We start from the raw sequence: 18,420 nt of genomic DNA, 5'->3' as shown, positions 1-18,420 counted from the left end.
AAAAAAGCCCACATAAAGTGGGCTAAACAGCAAGAACGCATACACACTCAGAAAGTGTACTTACTACTATGGGTTTTATTTAAAAATAGATCAAAAATTTTATCATAATTTATATTAAACTTTAGTTTATTTATATAAATCTATTGCCTATTAGCTAATCAGCACAGCTTTTTTTACTTTGAATCAGACGTAAAAGTTCAGCTGCAGCCTGTGCATCATCCAACGCTCGGTGGTGGTTTTCTAACCGGATATCAAATTGAGCAGACAGTGCGCCCAGCCCATAGGACTTTAGCCCTGGAAAGGCTTTTCGCATTCGTGCACAAGTACAAAATTTAGGTCGTCTGAAGTCCAGCTCGAGACGGGCAAACTCTTGTTTGATAAAACCGTAGTCAAAATTGACGTTATGAGCCACAAACACACAGTCTTTAGTAAAAGCCTCGATGTCTTCGGCAACTTCGGCAAATATCGGCGCTTCGGCCACCATGTTATCGCTAATGCCGGTTAACTGGGTAATTCTGGAAGGAATATGGCGCTGCGGATTTATCAGACTCTGCCAGCGGGCGACTTCTTCACCGCCAATCAGCTTGACCATGCCCACTTCGGTTATCCGATGATAGGCGGATTGTCCGCCCGTAGTTTCGATATCCACCACAACATAAGGTTGCATAGGGTCGTGATACCAGCTCACCTGGGTGATCCCCACTTCAAACCCGCACTGCCGTAAATGCTGTATGGTGATCAGCTGATTGCGTCGCAACTGATCGCCCGGCGCTTTAATTTCCTCGAACCGCAGGGTGTTATTATCGACGACCAGAATATCCGGAAAGCCATCGCGCAGACTGGCGTAATCTTTACACATAAGCACCAGAAACTGACGGAGGTTATCCATCCTGGAGTACTCAAGCAGTATTTTGAGGCTTTCCGGTAAACCCTGCCGCCACATAAAAAGGCTGTTTACTTTGCCATAGTGAGCACTGGCTTGTTTAAGCAAATAACGGTGCAGCGTATCGGCACTAGCGCAATACTTATTAAGATGTTGCTCTATGTCACTGCCAAAACGGTCGTAAAAATCATTGTAGCGAAGGACCTGCGGGCGCCGGTCAAACTCACTCACCAACCCCCATTCACCATATAACCAATCCCAGAACAATAACCCGAACAGCATCCGCCACGGTTGGTTTTCGGCGCGGTAGGCGGCTAGTCCCTGACGGCGGTAGTAACTGATTACCCCTTGTTCTACAGATTGGTTATGGATGTCATCCAGTTGCACTACGTGGGTAGCATCGCGCAGCATGTCAGTAAGGGTAGAGGTTCTTTTGCGATCAAACTTACGGGCATAAAAGTCTTCCGCGAAGGCCAGTAACGTATCCGATGCAGGGTCATCAATAATGGCTTCGAGCGCTTGTTGCACCGCGTCTTTATGGCCGAGTTTATAACTCTCGCGCAACCACTTTTCCTGCGCCTGATCGCTGCCGGCCTGCTGCAAAAGCGCCAGGGCTTTTGGCGCGTCTTTAGCCAGCCAGTAATTCCCCATCTGGAATAACACCCGGTCGCGGTAATCCTGGCCTATTGGGCAATGCACGGTTATGTCAGTATTCAGACTAAAATGCGCTTTTTCTTCTTCGTTCAGTTGCTTAAAAGCGGTTAACTGGCGGGCGTAATAAAATGCACCACGAGCAGCATCCTGCCCTTCAAATCGTGCCAGCTGTTGGCTGACATCCTGCCGCGTACGCATAACGCCAAGGTCACGCATGGAAAATTGATTGAGGCGGCCCCGGGTATGACCAAAGTACAAAAACAATAAATAACTGAGCGGTGCATCATACGCGCGCAGCAAATACTGCTCATTAAGCTCATCCATTACCGCCAGTGGCTGACGAGCCATGATACCGGCGAGTTCATCAATTAACCCCTGTTTGGCTAAGGTTGAGCTTGCCTGACAGCCATTGTCTTTGAGTAGTATCAGTAGATCGGCTTTAGTCATTGCCTGGCCCAGCGAATAACTGTCGCCCTGGCAGATACTGGTAAACCAGCCCGCCTCTCGCAACCGGGTTAGTCGCTCTAAGGGCGCGTTAATTTCTGCGTAGTCAAAAGTTTTGGTCACCACTACCGGATATTTGCGGTTGGCGGCACGCACTATCAAACACTGATCATCTTTATCCAGTGCATGAAAAGCCTCAATAAAAGCCGCAGTTTTAGCATCAACTAAAGGCCGGTTAGCGCCCTCGAAGAATTGCAAAAATTCATAAAAATGATCGAGATAATACCGTTCTGGCAGAGTTTTTCGCATTGCAGATCCTGAACCTATAACATGTATAAATATACAGCATTTAATAGGAATTTCTACCTCATACCAATTAGCCAGGTTTAATTTTTTGCCGCGCCACCCAGGCAAAATACTCGCTTAACCGGGGATCGGCGTTAAGACTCTCCAGCGTTGAAAAGGTTTTGGCCAGGGTCATTTCGTCATAAAAGCGATGAATACCATTATGGCACTGGCGGCACACCATAATGCCTTCGGCCAGCTCAGTTTTGCTGTAGCGCTTCTTAAAGTAATTGCGCCGATGCATTTTGCGCGGAATCAAATGATGAAAGGTCAGCCAGTGGAATCGTCCACAGCAACAACAACGCCCTTTCTTTACCCGATTGACCAACTATCTGTCCTCCTGTTCAATCCAGCTGTGCCGGTTATACGTATAGCGTAATAAGAAAGCACAACGACCAAGGCAAAGCACTATGAGTTTAACCAAGGCCAGCACCTTTGAGTGCCCCTACTGCATGACTATTAATGATATCGAAGTCGACGAAATTAACGATATCGGCCAGAGCCAGGTGGTGGATTGCCAGATTTGTTGTCAGCCCATCCTGGTCACCATCTACGATAGCAATGGCGAACTCGATATCCGCGCCGAAATGGAGAACGAATAAGAATGGAAACGATAGATGCGGCCGGTATTGCTGCCATGGCACAACGTTACCGCGCTAATTTTATTAACAGCTTGTCTGGATACAAAAGCGCGAACCTGGTTGGCACCTGTAACGAGCAGCAGCATACCAACCTGGCTATTATCAGCTCGGTGATTCATATTGGTGCCAACCCGCCCCTGATGGGCATGATAATGCGTCCGCACACGGTCACCCGCGACACCCTGGGCAACATTAAACAAACGGGTTTATTCACCATCAATGCGTTGCCGGTTAGCCACTATATTAATGGCCATCAAACCTCCGCGCGCTACGCCCCGGAGATCAGCGAATTTGAGGAAGCAGGCTTTACGCCGCTCTGGGAGAAGGATTTTGCTGCCCCTTTTGTAGCCGAGAGTCCACTGCGCATTGCGCTCAAGCTGGAGGACATATTGTCTATTCAGGCCAATAACACTGAGTTAGTCATCGGCCGGATCCAGCTGGTGCAGGTCGACCCAGGTGTTATCACGGAAGACGGCACCCTGAACATAGCTACGCTCGACCTGGCTGCCATTACCGGTCTGGATACCTATCATCGGGCGCAGCCAATGGCAAAAATGGCCTACGCAAAGCCAGATAATCCGCCAACGGTGATTGAATTTTTTAATGCAGATCAATAGAAAACAGGGTTTTAGTTGTAGATCTTTTTTTAACCTGTATAAGTATAAGCTAATAAATTTGTGCGCTTTTCAAAAAACCTGCCTCGGCAGGTTTTTGTGGTTTAGGCCCCAAGTAAAAAAGAATCATTCTCGTTAACTTTTTTGGAGTAATATTATGAAATCAGTCAATCGTCGTGACTTTCTGAAACTTTCCGGAACCACGCTCATTGGCATGACTTTAGGCGGTGTTGCCTTGCGTGCGAATGCTCAGGAGCAGCTCAGTGAAGACGACGCAACCGCTAAAGCACTTAAGTACGTTCACAAATCTACAACCGAAGGCTCAAGTTGCTCAAATTGTATGTACATTCAGGGCGAAGCGGGTCAGGAATGGCGTCCTTGCGCCATCTTCCCCGGCAAACTGGTTAACAGCAAAGGCTGGTGTAGTGCGTGGGTGAAAAAGCCTGGCTAAACGCAGAACAAAAAGTTTTAAGAAGGCGACGTTACCCAAAGTGACGTCGCCTTTTTCATTATTGGGCCGGCGGCTGATAAGGTGACTGAATGCCGTTCATCGATTCAGCCTGCAACCGGTTAGGTAAAAACGCAGGTGTCGCTATAAACTGATTAGCTCGTTCGAATGCCAGACCAGTGTTAAGCACCTGTGCATCCTGCCATTGTCCGCCAATTACACTTAATCCCACCGGTAATTCCTTCACTGTAGTTAGCGGTACAGTAATATGCGGGTAACCGGCAATGGCTGCCAGATAGCCAACCCCAACATAACCTTGTGGCGCATTATCACCATATACGGCGTCAATTAAGAACGCCGGATTGTTAGACGGCCCAACCAGCACATCCACATCGTATTCGTTTAATAACTTGTCGATCCCCTGCTCGCGGGTTGCGCTGCGCACAAGTGCCAGTGCCTGTTGGTAGTCTTCACCGGCCATGCCTTCGGTGGCCGCGGACTTCTCAAAGATAGACTGATTAAATAACTGCATTTCCCGTTTTGACGTGCGGTTAAAACCAATCAGTTCGTCCAGATTAGCCACCGGCAAATTAGCCGGCGATGACAGCAAATACTCATTTAAGGTGGTCTTAAATTCCGCCAGTAATACCAGGTAAGATTTGGCCCAAAAATCCTCCGGCTGCTCAAGGCTCTCGATTTCAACTACCTTTGCACCCAGTGCAGTTAACGTTTCCACGGCCGCATCGACCGCCGAAATAATAGCCGGATTGTTGCCCTGCCGATAACGCATAACGCCAATCTTAAGACCCTGAATATTACCGTTAACCGCCGCAAGCGCACTGGCTTCTGGTCGAGCTTCTGCCTGAGTGGCATCGTCCTGTTCGTCCTGGCCAGCCATCACTGAGGCCATCAGCGCCGCATCAGCTACTGAGCGAGCCATGGGGCCAGCGGTATCCTGGGTCACGGAAATGGGCACAATATGCGTGCGTGGGATCAAACCTACTGTGGGTTTAAACCCTACAATACCGTTCATTGAAGACGGACAAATAATTGAGCCGTTGGTTTCGGTACCGACTGCAAGGGATGCCAGACCAGCCGCTACAGCCGCACCGGAGCCTGAAGAAGAACCACAAGCGGTGCGGGAAAGCACGTGAGGATTACGAGTGAGCCCGCCAACCGCACTCCAGCCGCTGATAGACCCCTCTGAACGAAAGTTAGCCCATTCCGACAAATTGGTTTTGCCCAGAATAATCGCCCCGGCGTTACGCAAACTGGCCACCAGTGGCGAATCTCGCCGGGTATCATTATTAAGTAATGCCAGTGAACCTGCTGTGGTGGGCATATCCCGGGTTTCAATGTTATCTTTGAGTAATACCGGAATGCCGTGCAGCGGGCCGGTTGCCTCACCGCTGGCGAGCGCTGCATCTTTGGTTTTGGCTTCTGCCAGAGCGTTTGGGTTAAGCAGCAAAATACTGTTTATCGTCGGGCCGCTTTTATCGATCGATTCTATGCGGGCCAGATAACCAGCCACCAGCGCTTCGGCCGTTAACTCACCGCGCTTCATCGCCGCTACCTGCTCAGCCACCGGTGCATCCAACCATTTATTGTCGACCACGGGCTGGGGTTGCGTGGCACAGGATACAACGAAACAGACGAGCAGAATGCTAAGCAGTCTTTGTTTCATATTTTCTCTCCGGGCGGACTATTCCGCTTTATTACTACTAATACAACGTTTTTATTTACCATAAATGAAAAACGCAACGATCGCTATGCTGTGCAATCGCCGATACCAATTCTTACCATCCCTGTTAAAATTGCGGTTTTCTGTGCTACCGCTGAGGATCCCATGCCCTGGTTACAATTACGAATCGATACATCTGCCGAGTTAGCTGAACAAGTTGGCGGCATGATGAGTGCCAATGGCGCTCAGGCTGTTACCTTTGTGGACGCTAAAGACACCCCGATGTATGAGCCCAAACCAGGTGAAGTGATGTTATGGCCGGATACCCAGGTTGTTGGATTATTTGATGCCGCAGACGACATGCCGGCCATTATTAAGCGCCTCGAAAAAGCCAGAGTGCTTGGCAAGGATTTTAAATACCGCTTAGAGCCGCTGGAAGACAAAGACTGGGAGCGGGAATGGATGGATAACTTCCACCCGATGAAGTTTGGCGAGCGCTTATGGATATGCCCGAGCTGGCGCGATGTGCCGGAGCCCGATGCAGTGAATGTAATGCTCGATCCGGGCCTGGCATTTGGTACCGGTACTCACCCTACCACTTCCTTATGTTTGCGTTGGCTCGACGGGATCGATGTAGCAGGAAAAACCGTGGTCGACTTTGGTTGCGGCTCGGGAATTCTGGCTATCGCGGCCTTAAAACTCGGCGCTAAAGAAGTGATTGGTATCGATATCGATCCGCAGGCTTTGCAGGCCTCCATGGACAATGCCCAGCGCAATCAGGTAGCCGACCGCTTAACGGTCTTTTTGCCGGCAGACCAACCCACGCTAAAAGCCGATATTGTGATGGCCAATATTTTGTCTGGGCCGCTGCTTGAGTTACAGGATGTCATTACCGGCTACTGTAAAACAGGTGGCTTACTGGTGCTTTCTGGCATTCTCGCCGAACAGGTAGAGCGAATTGAACAGGCTTACGCCCGCGATATCATCCTCGATACCAGTGTTATAGATGAAGAATGGGCACGCGTTTCAGGCCGTCGGCACGGTTAATTATCGACAAAACTGGTTGACCTGTCTTAATTGTCAGTGTCACCGCTCTGACATAAAAACGAAATCTCTTTGTCAAGAGTGAACAGGCAAATTTTGTGTAATTTTTAGCCTTTTCAAGATTGCGGAAAACACGTACACTTAGCGCCCCGTTTCAGACAGGTGGTTATTTTCTACGCAAAGTTAGGTTGTTTTTTATGCGAATTGGAACTTATACACTTGATAACAACCTAATGTTAGCACCTATGGCTGGTGTAACAGACAGGCCCTTCAGACAACTCTGTCGTCGTCTTGGAGCAGGTTTGGTTGTGTCGGAAATGCTGAGCAGTAATCCAAGGGTATGGAATACAGCGAAATCCATGCAGCGCATGGATCACAGCGGGGAGTCAGGAATTCGTTCTGTGCAAATAGCCGGAGCCGATCCCGACTTAATGGCAGAAGCAGCAAAATTTAATGTTGCCAACGGCGCCCAGATTATTGATATCAATATGGGTTGCCCTGCCAAGAAAGTAAATAAAAAGCTGGCAGGTTCAGCACTACTGCAATATCCGGATTTGGTGGAATCTATTGTTCGGTCGGTAGTAGACGCTGTGTCAGTTCCCGTTACCCTGAAGATCCGTACAGGGTGGGACACGGACAACCGCAATGGGGTAGAGATTGCCCGCATTGCACAGGAAAATGGCATCCAGTCACTGGCCGTTCATGGTCGAACCCGTGCCTGTATGTACAAAGGTTTTGCCGAGTACGACACTATCCGCAGTATTAAGCAGGCGGTGTCGATTCCGGTAGTTGCCAATGGTGATATAACTTCACCAGAAAAAGCCAGGGAAGTGCTTGAGTATACTGAAGCTGATGCATTAATGATTGGCCGCGGTGCCCAGGGCAATCCGTGGATATTCAGAGAAGTCTCCCACTTTCTGAATACCGGCGAACGGCTGGCCCCACCATCATTAATGGAACAACATTCGGTGCTTAAAGAACACGTAACAGCGGTTCACGCCTTTTATGGCGCACAAAACGGTGTTCGTATTGCCCGCAAACATGTGGGTTGGTATTTGATGGAGCATGATAAGGATCGTCAGTTCCGTAAAGTGTTTAATGCGCTGGAGTCTGCCGAAGAGCAACTGCAGGCCATTGACCACTACTTTAACAACGTGCTGCCTGATGGCGAGGCCCGACAGATCTCACCGGCAGCTTAAGACTGATTAACAAAAGAGCAAGAAAGTATTATGTTCGATCAAAATGTAACTTCTCCTTTTACAACTACTGTAACTACTCCGTCACAAACTCAGGCACAAAAACCACTGCGTGACTCTGTTAAGCAAGCAGTCAACAAGTACCTGAAGCAGCTGGACAACACCAACATCGACAACCTGTACGAAATGGTACTGGCCGAAGTTGAAGCGCCTTTACTGGAAGAAGTTATGACTTTCACTCGCGGCAACCAAACCCGCGCAGCAATCATGATGGGCATCAACCGTGGCACACTGCGCAAAAAATTAAAGCAGTATGGCATGAACTAAGCCCTGCGGGCCTGGCCCACATAAGAGCACCTTTCGGTGCTCTTTTTGTTTTAACCGCCCTGTCTGGTTCCGGAGGCAACGGCGGATAAAATAGAGACACTCCGGACACCCACACCATTGTTATTAACCTCATCGAAGCAAAATACCACTATGGAAACACCAAAACCTATCAAACGAGCCCTGTTAAGCGTTTCAGACAAAACCGGCATTGTTGAGTTCGCGACTGCACTGCACGAAGCAGGCGTTGAGCTGCTGTCGACAGGTGGCACCGCCAAGCTACTCGCTGACAAGGGGCTGCCCGTTATTGAAGTGTCAAACTACACAGGACACCCAGAGATTATGGACGGCCGGGTGAAAACCTTACACCCTAAAATTCATGGTGGCATCTTAGCCCGTCGTGGTACCGACGAAGCGGTGATGGCAGAAAATAACATTGGCCCTATCGATTTAGTGGCGGTTAACCTGTATCCCTTTGCGGCCACTGTGGCAAAAGAAGACTGCACCTTAGAAGACGCTATCGAGAATATCGATATCGGCGGACCAACGATGGTGCGTGCTGCAGCGAAAAACCACAAAGATGTCACTATCGTGGTGAATGCGGCTGATTACCCACGCGTACTTAGCGAAATGCAGAGCAACGAAGGCTCACTGACCTACAGCACCCGCTTCGATTTAGCTATCAAGGCATTCGAGCACACGGCCGAATACGACGGCATGATTGCTAACTACTTCGGCGCACGTCTCGACTCAACCGACTGTGCTGACGACTGCGAGCACGAGCACAGCGAATTCCCGCGGACCTACAATATTCAGGTCAGCAAAAAGCAGGATCTGCGCTACGGCGAAAACAGCCACCAGTCTGCCGCCTTTTATGTTGAAAACGATATTCAGGAAGCTTCGGTTGCTACCGCTACGCAATTAAATGGTAAAGAGCTGTCATTCAACAACATCGCCGACACCGACGCCGCTTTAGAATGTGTGAAAGAGTTCGACGAACCCGCCTGCGTTATCGTTAAACACGCTAACCCGTGTGGTGTGGCACTGGGTGAAAATATTCTTGAAGCCTATGACCGCGCTTTTAAAACCGACCCAACCTCTGCGTTTGGCGGCATTATCGCGTTTAACCGCGAGCTGGATGCTACCACCGCGCAGGCCATTATCGACCGTCAGTTTGTTGAAGTGATCATCGCGCCATCGGTATCGCAAGCTGCGACTGAGATTGTGGCCACCAAGAAAAACGTACGCCTGCTGGTTTGCGGTGACTGGGCTGGCCAGTTAACTGAAGGGTACGACTTTAAACGGGTTAACGGCGGCCTGCTGATCCAGGAACGTGACTTTGGCATGGTTGATATGGAAGACCTGAAAGTAGTGACTAAGGTACAACCCACCGAAGCACAACTGCGTGACCTGATGTTCTGCTGGAAAGTGGCCAAGTACGTTAAATCTAACGCCATTGTTTACTGTAAAGACAGCATGACCATTGGTGTGGGCGCTGGCCAGATGAGCCGCGTGTATTCAGCCAAGATTGCCGGCATTAAAGCGGCGGATGAAGATCTGGAAGTGGCTGGCTCAGTCATGGCTTCTGACGCGTTCTTCCCGTTCCGCGACGGCATTGATGCCGCCGCAGCGGCTGGCATTAAAGCCGTTATCCAACCGGGTGGCTCTATGCGTGACGATGAAGTTATCGCCGCGGCAGACGAGCACGGCATTGCCATGGTGTTTACCGGCATGCGTCACTTCCGTCACTAATTCAGCATACGCTGTGTAACGTGTTTTTGCGTTGGCCTGACATCACGAATGTAAAAATTTTGTGTTAGGCTACCGCAATAGTGATTGCTCATTAAACGATCTGATGAGTATTGCAGTATAAACAACACGTTGTTAATGACAGAAGGGAAATACCAAATGCGTAAATCTGCGGTTCTTTTACTTGCCAGCTTACTGGCGACGCCGGCGTTTACAGCCAATGCCGATGCCATTGCTGATGCAGTAGCCAGCGATACACGTTCAAGCCAGGAGCGCCTGCGTGACGAATACCGTCACCCTCAGCAAACCCTGCGCTTTTTTGATGTTCAGCCTGACATGACCGTGGTGGAAATTCTGCCAGGCGGTGGCTGGTACTCAAACATCCTCGCGCCATTATTGGCAGAAGACGGTAAACTGGTAGCCGCTCACTTCAACGTGAAAGCAGACTCACCCAGCTACTACAACCGCCTGTTAGCCAACTTCAAAGAGAAAATGGCCAGCGATGGGCCGTTTAACGCAGTAGAGCTAACCGCTTTTGATCCGCTTGAGCAACTCGATGTTGCCAAAGCTGGCAGTGCCGATCGCGTACTGACATTCCGTAACGTGCACAACTGGTATATGGCCGATAAAAAGGACGGCGTGGCAAACGCCATGAAAACCTTTTTTAAAGCACTGAAACCAGGCGGTATGTTGGGTGTTGTCGATCACCGTTTACCGGAATCTGATGCCGACGATAAAATGGAATCATCCGGCTACATGAAACAATCATACGTGATTGAGATGGCAGAAAAAGCGGGCTTTAAACTGGTAGCAAGCAGCGAGATTAACGCAAACGCAATGGATACTGCAGATCATCCACGGGGTGTCTGGACACTGCCACCAAGCCTGCGCCTGGGCGACGAAAAACGCGCTCACTATCTGGCCATTGGTGAAAGTGACCGAATGACCCTAAAATTTATGAAACCTGAATAACTTTACGGAACACTCTTAATGAAGGTACTTGTAATTGGCGGTGGTGGCCGCGAACACGCGCTGGCCTGGAAAGCGTCACAATCCATTGGCGTCACCGACGTATTTGTTGCACCGGGTAATGCCGGCACAGCCACCGAAGCGGGCTTAACTAATGTTGATATTTCAGCGACTGACGTAGAAGCATTGGTGGCATTTGCCAAAGAAAACGCTATCGGACTCACCATCGTTGGTCCGGAAGCGCCATTGGTAATAGGTGTGGTAGATGCTTTTGAGGCTGAAGGTCTTAAGATCTTCGGGCCAAGCAAAGGCGCTGCGCAACTGGAAGGCTCTAAAGCCTTTACCAAGGATTTCCTGGCTCGCCACAAAATCCCAACCGCCGATTACCAGAACTTCACCGAGATTGAGCCAGCGCTGGCTTATGTGCGTGAAAAAGGCGCGCCTATCGTAGTGAAGGCCGACGGCCTGGCGGCGGGTAAGGGGGTGATTGTTGCTATGACCCTGGAAGAAGCCGAAGACGCGATTCAAGACATGCTGGCTGGTAACGCCTTTGGTGAAGCCGGTAGCCGTGTGGTTATCGAGGAATTCCTCGACGGTGAAGAAGCGTCTTTCATTGTAATGGTAGATGGCAAAAACGTTTCAGCGTTTGCCACCAGCCAGGATCACAAGCGTATGGGTGACGGTGATACCGGCCCTAACACTGGCGGCATGGGCGCTTACTCCCCGGCCCCGGTTGTAACGTCTGATATCCACCAGCGCATTATGGATGAAGTGATTTATCCCACCGTTAATGGCATGGCAGAAGAAGGGTATCCGTACACCGGCTTTTTGTATGCCGGCCTAATGGTTATGGCCGACGGCACGCCTAAAGTTATTGAATATAACTGCCGCTTCGGCGACCCCGAAACCCAGCCTATCATGCTGCGTTTGCAGTCTGACCTGGTAGCACTCTGCCTGAAAGCCTGTGACGGTGAGCTGGAAGGTATTGAGATCGACTTCGACTCCCGCGCTGCCGTTGGTGTAGTGCTGGCTGCCGGTGGGTATCCTGCCGATTATGCCAAAGGCGATGTGATCTCAGGCTTAGACGAAGCCGCGAAACTGGACGGCAAAGTATTTCATGCAGGCACTGCATTGAAAGACGGTGCAGTCGTCACCAGCGGTGGCCGCGTGCTATGTGCCACGGCGCTGGGTAACAGTGTTACAGAAGCTCAACAACAAGCCTATCAATTGGTTAAAGCCATTGACTGGAAAGATGTTTACTTCCGCAATGATATTGCTTACCGGGCAATGGCGCGGGAACAGGCTGGATTAGCCAAATAAAGTAAGAAAATAACGAGCCGCTCACCAGAGCGGCTTTTTTCTTTCTGACACACCAGTAAGCCCTTACTCCTGGGTTGCCGGCTTCTTATTATACCATTCCATCTAGATTTATGATCTAATTACCACATTCCATTCCCGAGTTCGAATAGCGTGAAATATACATCAGAGCAATTGCTTGCTCTCTCAAAATCCGAAAAAGATAATAGGAAACGATTGCGCTTGTTAGCCCTATCTCACTTTATTGACGGCAAGAGCCGTACTTATATCGCTGAAATACTCAAAGTCAGCAGGACAAGTGTGAATCTATGGGTATCCAATTACCTTTCAGCTGGTCTTGAAGGTCTGGAATCCAAAAAAGCAAAAGGTCGAATAAGCTACCTCACAGAACGGCAAAAGCAAAAACTCTGCTCTTACATCGAAGAACATAGCGAAGATAAGCACAAAGGGGGTAGGCTAACTGGGGAAAGTATTTTAACCTACATAAAGCAAGAGTTTGGTGCTATCTATCACCCTAATGCAGTCTATAAGCTTCTAAAATCTATGGGGTTTAGTTGGATAACAAGTCGTTCTCGACATCCTAAACAGCAAACAGGCGTCCAAGACGCATATAAAAAACTTCCTTCTGGAAACGATCCTTAACACTCCGGGTCATCTCTCACTAGATCGCATTGATGTTTGGTTTCAGGACGAGGCTCGTTTTGGTCAGCAGAATACGACAACACGTATCTGGGCGCCTAGGGGGAGTCGTCCAAGAGTCGTTAAGCAACAGCAGTTTGAATATGCGCATTTGTTTGGGGCAGTATGTCCTGCCACTGGCGATACCGAAGCGTTAATTTCTCCCTATGTGAGCAAAGACATCATGCGACAACACCTCTTGCAAATCTCGCACAAAACACAACAGGGGCGTCATGCGGTGGTGATAATGGATGGTGCTGGTTGGCATACTGATGATATAGCCGATGACTTTCAAAACCTGACAATTATGAAACTGCCCCCCTATTCTCCAGAACTGAATCCTATAGAGCAGGTGTGGAGTTGGATACGACAACACCATCTAGCGAACAGATGCTTCCAGGGATACGAAGATATCGTTGAAGCATGCACCACGGCTTGGAACCACTTCAGAAGTGACACTGAGCGGGTCATGGATATGTGTTCAAGAAACTGGGCATCACTGACCAGAACTTAAGATGGATTGGTATTAAACCGGTTAACCATGTTACCTGTAAATGCCCATACCATTACGCCGCCCCAGGCGATCAGAGAAAATCCGGCCGGTATACACGCCAGGGCAATTAACTTTACCTGTTTACGGTTAAACATCATTGCCACCATGGCCGGTAAAAACCACACAAATAGCACCGATGCACCCACAACGGCAAACTGAGCCGGTGAAGTATTGTCGAAAAGCTGCGTTAAAAATTCCATTATCCTATATCCTGTAAGTAAGAGGGTTATACAGGTAGTCTTCCATGGTGCAGAAAAATTACACTGTTTCGCTAAATACCAAAAAATTGTGATAGCTCAAGCCCTCTCTCCGGCCAGGCTTGCTCAACATAATTGCTAGCGGGTAGAGTAAAACAGGAGTACTAAGGAGTTTTAATGAGCGACCAGCCAATTCGCAACCGTATTTATCATATTCTTGAGCCCCATCGAAAAGGCGATCACCTTAGCCGGCTGTTTGACCTGTTCCTGATCATTCTTATCCTGCTTAATACGGTGGCTGTTATGGCATCAACGGTTGAATCGCTACACCGGCAATGGCACCCTCAACTCTATGCATTTGAGATCTTTTCGGTTTTGGTGTTTACCCTGGAGTATTTAGCCCGGGTATGGAGCGCCACCAGTGCTCCGCAAACCGTCAGCTATCGCCAGGCACCATACCGCAAATCCTGGCAGCAGCGTTTACGCTATATGTTTACGCCCATGGCACTGGTGGATCTAGCTGCGATACTGCCCTTTTACCTGAGCATGTTCATTGCTTTCGATTTGCGTATTTTACGGTTATTGCGGCTTACCCGGCTGATTAAACTCGGGCGTTACTCCCGTTCAGTTAATCTGCTGTACACCGTTATTCGTAAAGAGCTACGCGTGCTGGCAGCCGCGGTGTCGGTTTTGGTTATCGTAATGGTGCTCGCCGCCACCGGTATGTATTACATAGAACAACGCGCCCAGCCAGAAGCCTTTGGCAGCATTCCGGCTGCACTCTGGTGGGCAATCAATACGCTGACCACCGTAGGTTACGGCGACGTAACGCCCATTACGCCGCTGGGTAAGATATTCAGCGGTGCGATAACTATTTTAGGGGTTGGGATATTTGCTTTACCAGCAGGTATTCTGGCTTCCCGTTTATCCGAGCAATTACGCCTGCGGCGCGATACCTTTCGTAAGCATGTAATGGAAGTCATCGCCGATGGCAGCCTGTCACCACACGAATTATCGCGTTTGAATCAGTTGCGGGAAACCCTTGGGCTCGACGACGATCAGGCCAATTTATTGATCGACATTGCACAGGAATATAATCAGCATAATCAACACGCAAGCCCCTATCAGTACTGCCCTCACTGCGGAAAATCACTCCCTCCCGGGCCGTCCACCGATTCGCATCAGGGTTGATTATTGGCGCTCACAAGCTTATAAATAGGGATTATCTTATTGAGTATCTGACACAGGCCAACTAAGAGTCTGGTATTTCGGATCACCATCAGCCCAAAAAGAGCGCGCATGTCGGTAAAACATCCCATTATTGCTATTACCGGTTCATCTGGTTCCGGCACCACAACCACCACCAATGCGATTCGGCATATATTTCGCAACCTGAAAATTGATGCGGCTTATGTTGGCGGCGACAGCTTCCACCGTTTTACCCGTCCGGAAATGGAAGTAGAAATACGTAAAGCGCAGGAACAAGGGCGTCACATCAGCTACTTTGGCCCAAAAGCCAATGATTTCTCGTTGCTCGAAACTTTATTCAGCCAATACGCTGAAGATGGCACTGGCCGGTTTCGCCAGTATTTGCATACCTTCGATGATGCCGTGCCATTTAATCAGATGCCAGGCACCTTTACACCCTGGCAGGAATTACCTAACGATACGGATTTATTGTTTTACGAAGGGTTACATGGCGGCGTAAAAACCGAAGACATCGACGTGTCTCAGTATGTAGATTTACTGGTCGGCATGGTGCCTATTGTTAACCTGGAGTGGATTCAAAAGATCGTGCGCGATACCACCGATCGGGGCCATTCCCGGGAAGCGGTGATGAGCAGCATTGTGCGTGGTCTGGACGATTACTTCCATTATATTACGCCACAGTTTTCCCGCACCCACATTAACTTTCAACGTGTTCCCACGGTAGATACCTCAAACCCGTTCAGCGCCCGAGAAATACCCACTCAGGATGAAAGCTTCGTGGTGGTGCGTTTCCGCCGTGAAATGAAAAACGTCGACTTCCCTTACCTGCTGCAAATGATCGACGGCTCCTTTATGTCGCGCATCAACACACTGGTGGTACCGGGCGGTAAGATGGGCCTGGCCATGGAGTTAATCTTAACGCCACTGATTGAAGATTTGATGAAGCGCAAGAAAAGCCGGGGCTATCAAATGGATTGGGTGCAGTAGCACAAAAATGTTGAAACCAGTTGCTTACCAAAGTCATCGAATTCGATGACTTTGAAATAATAATTATTTAGCGGTTCACAACCAATTTCGAATAAGACGCCGCATCGCTGTACCCCTACAGCTCAAGCGCGGCGAATATCTGCTCGGAGACAAATTTAGTATAGTCACTCCTTTCAACCTGTTCAATTTTTAATCTCCCTTTTATTAAACCCGTCGAATTCAACGGGTTTAAAAGTCTAGCGCTAAGGTCGTAAGACCAAAGTATTTAATAACCAAAATGAATACTAACTATTAACGCCTGACAACACTTATTCACCGCTTAGCCCTTTACTGACGAGGGCTTCGCCGTAAAATACGGCCACTGAAATTGCGGAATCCCCCTCATGATAGATACCATTCTTATTACCCTGGCCGCCCTGGCCCTGCTTGGCGTGATGTTCGAAGAAGTCCTGCATATCAACAAGGCAAAGATCACCCTGTTTTTTGGCACGCTGGCCTGGATGATTCTTTTTATCTCTGCCGACAGCCCGGCCTCAACCGACGCGGTTAACGAAGGCTTACTGCATAACATTACCGAAATCTCCACCCTGTGGTTATTCCTGGTGGCGGCCATGACCTTTGTGGCCTATCTCAACCGTAAGGGGCTGATTGCCAATATGCTGAACCTGGTGATGCCAACCAACATTTCACTCAAAAAGCTGATGTTGATAACCGCACTGTTCAGTTTTTGCTTTTCCTCGCTGGCAGATAACATTACCGCTACGCTGGTGTCTATCGCCATGGTGCTATCATTGGGACTGCCGTTTAATCAAACCATGCGCTTTGCGGTACTGGTGGTCTTCGCGGTTAATTCCGGTGGCGTGTCGCTGATTACCGGTGATGTCACCACTTTGATGATCTTTATGCAGAATAAAGTCACCATTACCCAGCTGTTCTGGCTGTTGGTGCCTTCCTTCCTGGCCGTCATGGTACTCACCGGATTACTAAGCATCGGCATGACCGGTAAGGTAAAGATTCGTAAAACGACCTATGCCACCAACACTATCGACTACGTGATCGCCGGTATTTTCTTAACCACCATTATCTCAACGCTTATCCTTAACGTGTTATATGCCATTCCGCCCATGCTGACCTTTCTTGCGGGTATGGCGATTATGTTTCTGGTAGCCAACCACATGGGCGAAGATGACGATCAGGACCCCATTATGGATTACATCCGCTACATAGAGTTTGATACCTTGTTGTTCTTCCTGGGAGTGCTGCTGTTAGTGGGTATGCTGGAGCATATCGAAGCCTTGCACTCGCTGCTTTACCTGTACCAGGTCTTCCCGCCGTTGATTGCCAATTATGTGATGGGTGCAACCTCCGCACTAATCGATAACGTACCGCTAACGGCGGCGTTGCTTAAGGCCAATATCGGCATGTCGGTGAGTGAATGGATGTTACTGACCTATGCCGTAGGCGTAGGCGGCTCGCTGCTCATCATCGGCTCGGCAGCCGGGATTGTGACCATGAGTAAAGTAAAGGGCCTGAGCTTCGCCCGTTATGGCAAGTACTTCCTGCTGTTGCTTATTGCCTATTCCGTTGGCTATGCACTGGTTTATGGAGTAGCCACGTATATCATGCCCGGCGTTGCCTGAATTACACGCCTGACACGCTTTGTAACAATCCGTGCCGGTTCGAAACATCTGAGCACTTTTGTCCGGTATCACTTAGGGTTATAGTGATACCGGAACGCGGTTGTCAGTGAGGCAGAAATGGGTCAGGAAACATCAAAAATATTAGTCGTCGATGACGATATGCGGTTACGTAGCTTGCTTGAGCGCTACCTGGTAGAGCAGGGTTTTCAGGTAAGAAGCGCGGCGAATGCCGAGCAGATGGACCGCCTGTTAGAACGTGAAAACTTTCATTTGATGGTCCTTGATCTGATGCTGCCCGGTGAAGATGGCCTGTCTATCTGCCGCCGTATGCGTCAGGCAGAAAGCAAGATGCCCATTATTATGTTAACCGCCAAGGGCGATGAGGTCGATCGCATAATCGGCCTGGAAATGGGCGCCGACGACTACCTGCCAAAGCCTTTTAATCCACGGGAACTGCTTGCCCGCGCTAAGGCAGTACTGCGTCGTCAGACACACGAGGCCCCCGGCGCACCATCCATGGAAGAGCAAATTGTCGAGTTTGGCAGTTACCGGTTAAACCTGGCCACCCGCGAAATGACCGACGACGGCAAATCCCTGTCGCTTACCAGCGGCGAATTTGCAGTATTAAAATCACTGGTCACTCACCCACGTGAGCCGTTGTCCCGTGACAAACTAATGAATCTGGCCAGAGGCCGTGACTACAGCGCTCTGGAACGCAGCATCGATGTTCAGGTATCCCGCCTGCGCCGTATGCTGGAAGAAGATCCAGCCAATCCACGTTACATCCAGACGGTATGGGGTTTAGGTTATGTGTTCGTGCCGGATGGCGCGGTTGCCCAGTAACTTG

18 protein-coding genes are annotated in these 18,420 nt (G+C 49.4%); 14 read left to right on the top strand and 4 right to left on the bottom strand.

Going from position 1 to position 18,420, the window contains the following annotated elements:
- Positions 1-154: 154 nt before the first annotated feature.
- Both C6Y40_RS01955 and C6Y40_RS01950 read right to left on the bottom strand, forming a co-directional pair.
- Positions 155-2,290, bottom strand: coding sequence for an exonuclease domain-containing protein (locus tag C6Y40_RS01955; RefSeq protein ID WP_105933083.1), 2,136 nt, complete (start codon positions 2,288-2,290; stop codon positions 155-157).
- Between the two features lie 67 nt (positions 2,291-2,357).
- Entirely contained in the window at positions 2,358-2,654 is a 297-nt protein-coding gene (locus tag C6Y40_RS01950; RefSeq protein WP_105933082.1) for a hypothetical protein, read from the bottom strand.
- An 82-nt stretch (positions 2,655-2,736) separates the two neighbouring features.
- Here C6Y40_RS01950 and C6Y40_RS01945 point away from each other — a divergent pair, with 82 nt between their 5' ends.
- From C6Y40_RS01945 to C6Y40_RS01935, 3 genes are all read left to right on the top strand, one after another.
- On the top strand, positions 2,737-2,928 hold the full coding sequence (locus tag C6Y40_RS01945) for a zinc ribbon domain-containing protein (RefSeq protein ID WP_105933081.1): 192 nt from the start codon (positions 2,737-2,739) through the stop codon (positions 2,926-2,928).
- 2 nt (positions 2,929-2,930) lie between these two features.
- Entirely contained in the window at positions 2,931-3,584 is a 654-nt protein-coding gene (locus C6Y40_RS01940; RefSeq protein WP_105933080.1) for a flavin reductase family protein, read from the top strand.
- A gap of 154 nt (positions 3,585-3,738) precedes the next feature.
- Positions 3,739-4,032: a high-potential iron-sulfur protein gene (locus C6Y40_RS01935; RefSeq protein WP_105933079.1), complete on the top strand. Its 294-nt coding sequence runs from the start codon at positions 3,739-3,741 to the stop codon at positions 4,030-4,032.
- Between the two features lie 58 nt (positions 4,033-4,090).
- Here C6Y40_RS01935 and C6Y40_RS01930 read toward each other — a convergent pair whose 3' ends face one another.
- Complete coding sequence (locus C6Y40_RS01930) at positions 4,091-5,713, bottom strand: amidase (RefSeq protein WP_105933078.1); 1,623 nt, start codon at positions 5,711-5,713, stop codon at positions 4,091-4,093.
- A 162-nt stretch (positions 5,714-5,875) separates the two neighbouring features.
- Here C6Y40_RS01930 and prmA point away from each other — a divergent pair, with 162 nt between their 5' ends.
- From prmA to C6Y40_RS01895, 7 genes are all read left to right on the top strand, one after another.
- The gene (gene prmA, locus C6Y40_RS01925) at positions 5,876-6,757 is read left to right on the top strand and encodes a 50S ribosomal protein L11 methyltransferase (RefSeq protein WP_105933164.1); all 882 of its coding nucleotides are present in this window, start codon (positions 5,876-5,878) and stop codon (positions 6,755-6,757) included.
- A gap of 194 nt (positions 6,758-6,951) precedes the next feature.
- On the top strand, positions 6,952-7,953 hold the full coding sequence (dusB, locus tag C6Y40_RS01920) for a tRNA dihydrouridine synthase DusB (protein WP_105933077.1): 1,002 nt from the start codon (positions 6,952-6,954) through the stop codon (positions 7,951-7,953).
- A gap of 30 nt (positions 7,954-7,983) precedes the next feature.
- Positions 7,984-8,277: a DNA-binding transcriptional regulator Fis gene (gene fis, locus C6Y40_RS01915; RefSeq protein WP_070175272.1), complete on the top strand. Its 294-nt coding sequence runs from the start codon at positions 7,984-7,986 to the stop codon at positions 8,275-8,277.
- A 150-nt stretch (positions 8,278-8,427) separates the two neighbouring features.
- A complete protein-coding gene (gene purH, locus C6Y40_RS01910; protein ID WP_105933076.1) occupies positions 8,428-10,026 on the top strand; it encodes a bifunctional phosphoribosylaminoimidazolecarboxamide formyltransferase/IMP cyclohydrolase in 1,599 nt (532 codons plus the stop codon).
- Positions 10,027-10,182: 156 nt separating this feature from the next.
- Positions 10,183-10,995, top strand: coding sequence for a class I SAM-dependent methyltransferase (locus tag C6Y40_RS01905; RefSeq protein WP_105933075.1), 813 nt, complete (start codon positions 10,183-10,185; stop codon positions 10,993-10,995).
- An 18-nt stretch (positions 10,996-11,013) separates the two neighbouring features.
- Positions 11,014-12,312 (top strand): phosphoribosylamine--glycine ligase, encoded by a 1,299-nt coding sequence (gene purD / locus C6Y40_RS01900; protein WP_105933074.1) that lies wholly within the window; start codon positions 11,014-11,016, stop codon positions 12,310-12,312.
- A 171-nt stretch (positions 12,313-12,483) separates the two neighbouring features.
- Positions 12,484-13,501 (top strand): IS630 family transposase gene (locus C6Y40_RS01895; protein ID WP_105933073.1). Its coding sequence is split into 2 segments (ribosomal slippage): positions 12,484-12,927 and positions 12,929-13,501, totalling 1,017 coding nucleotides; the frame shifts between segments, so codons are not numbered across the junction.
- On the opposite strand, the gene C6Y40_RS01890 is transcribed toward C6Y40_RS01895, so the two are convergent.
- A complete protein-coding gene (locus tag C6Y40_RS01890) occupies positions 13,498-13,740 on the bottom strand; it encodes a superinfection immunity protein (RefSeq protein WP_105933072.1) in 243 nt (80 codons plus the stop codon). The genes C6Y40_RS01895 and C6Y40_RS01890 overlap by 4 nt on opposite strands.
- A gap of 174 nt (positions 13,741-13,914) precedes the next feature.
- On the opposite strand from C6Y40_RS01890, the gene C6Y40_RS01885 reads away from it, so the two are divergent.
- From C6Y40_RS01885 to ompR, 4 genes are all read left to right on the top strand, one after another.
- Positions 13,915-14,928: an ion transporter gene (locus tag C6Y40_RS01885; protein WP_105933071.1), complete on the top strand. Its 1,014-nt coding sequence runs from the start codon at positions 13,915-13,917 to the stop codon at positions 14,926-14,928.
- A 108-nt stretch (positions 14,929-15,036) separates the two neighbouring features.
- Entirely contained in the window at positions 15,037-15,933 is an 897-nt protein-coding gene (locus C6Y40_RS01880; RefSeq protein ID WP_105933070.1) for a phosphoribulokinase, read from the top strand.
- 383 nt (positions 15,934-16,316) lie between these two features.
- Positions 16,317-17,573, top strand: coding sequence for a sodium:proton antiporter NhaD (gene nhaD / locus C6Y40_RS01875; protein ID WP_105933069.1), 1,257 nt, complete (start codon positions 16,317-16,319; stop codon positions 17,571-17,573).
- Between the two features lie 117 nt (positions 17,574-17,690).
- Positions 17,691-18,416: an osmolarity response regulator transcription factor OmpR gene (gene ompR, locus C6Y40_RS01870; RefSeq protein WP_105933068.1), complete on the top strand. Its 726-nt coding sequence runs from the start codon at positions 17,691-17,693 to the stop codon at positions 18,414-18,416.
- Positions 18,417-18,420 lie beyond the last annotated feature (4 nt).

Origin of the sequence: Marisediminitalea alba, assembly GCF_002993365.1 — a bacterium.
In the GTDB taxonomy this organism is placed as follows: domain Bacteria; phylum Pseudomonadota; class Gammaproteobacteria; order Enterobacterales; family Alteromonadaceae; genus Alteromonas; species Alteromonas alba.
This window is presented reverse-complemented; position numbering and strand designations above follow the sequence as displayed.

What these genes read in the sequence shown, in the direction of transcription:
- C6Y40_RS01940 (WP_105933080.1), top strand. Translation starts at nt 2,931, where the DNA reads ATGGAAACGATAGATGCGGCCGGTATTGCTGCCATGGCACAACGTTAC.
- C6Y40_RS01885 (WP_105933071.1), top strand. Translation starts at nt 13,915, where the DNA reads ATGAGCGACCAGCCAATTCGCAACCGTATTTATCATATTCTTGAGCCC.
- C6Y40_RS01890 (WP_105933072.1), bottom strand. Translation starts at nt 13,740, where the DNA reads ATGGAATTTTTAACGCAGCTTTTCGACAATACTTCACCGGCTCAGTTT.
- nhaD (WP_105933069.1), top strand. Translation starts at nt 16,317, where the DNA reads ATGATAGATACCATTCTTATTACCCTGGCCGCCCTGGCCCTGCTTGGC.
- prmA (WP_105933164.1), top strand. Translation starts at nt 5,876, where the DNA reads ATGCCCTGGTTACAATTACGAATCGATACATCTGCCGAGTTAGCTGAA.
- C6Y40_RS01955 (WP_105933083.1), bottom strand. Translation starts at nt 2,290, where the DNA reads ATGCGAAAAACTCTGCCAGAACGGTATTATCTCGATCATTTTTATGAA.
- purD (WP_105933074.1), top strand. Translation starts at nt 11,014, where the DNA reads ATGAAGGTACTTGTAATTGGCGGTGGTGGCCGCGAACACGCGCTGGCC.
- C6Y40_RS01880 (WP_105933070.1), top strand. Translation starts at nt 15,037, where the DNA reads ATGTCGGTAAAACATCCCATTATTGCTATTACCGGTTCATCTGGTTCC.
- C6Y40_RS01930 (WP_105933078.1), bottom strand. Translation starts at nt 5,713, where the DNA reads ATGAAACAAAGACTGCTTAGCATTCTGCTCGTCTGTTTCGTTGTATCC.
- dusB (WP_105933077.1), top strand. Translation starts at nt 6,952, where the DNA reads ATGCGAATTGGAACTTATACACTTGATAACAACCTAATGTTAGCACCT.
- ompR (WP_105933068.1), top strand. Translation starts at nt 17,691, where the DNA reads ATGGGTCAGGAAACATCAAAAATATTAGTCGTCGATGACGATATGCGG.
- fis (WP_070175272.1), top strand. Translation starts at nt 7,984, where the DNA reads ATGTTCGATCAAAATGTAACTTCTCCTTTTACAACTACTGTAACTACT.
- purH (WP_105933076.1), top strand. Translation starts at nt 8,428, where the DNA reads ATGGAAACACCAAAACCTATCAAACGAGCCCTGTTAAGCGTTTCAGAC.
- C6Y40_RS01905 (WP_105933075.1), top strand. Translation starts at nt 10,183, where the DNA reads ATGCGTAAATCTGCGGTTCTTTTACTTGCCAGCTTACTGGCGACGCCG.
- C6Y40_RS01935 (WP_105933079.1), top strand. Translation starts at nt 3,739, where the DNA reads ATGAAATCAGTCAATCGTCGTGACTTTCTGAAACTTTCCGGAACCACG.
- C6Y40_RS01945 (WP_105933081.1), top strand. Translation starts at nt 2,737, where the DNA reads ATGAGTTTAACCAAGGCCAGCACCTTTGAGTGCCCCTACTGCATGACT.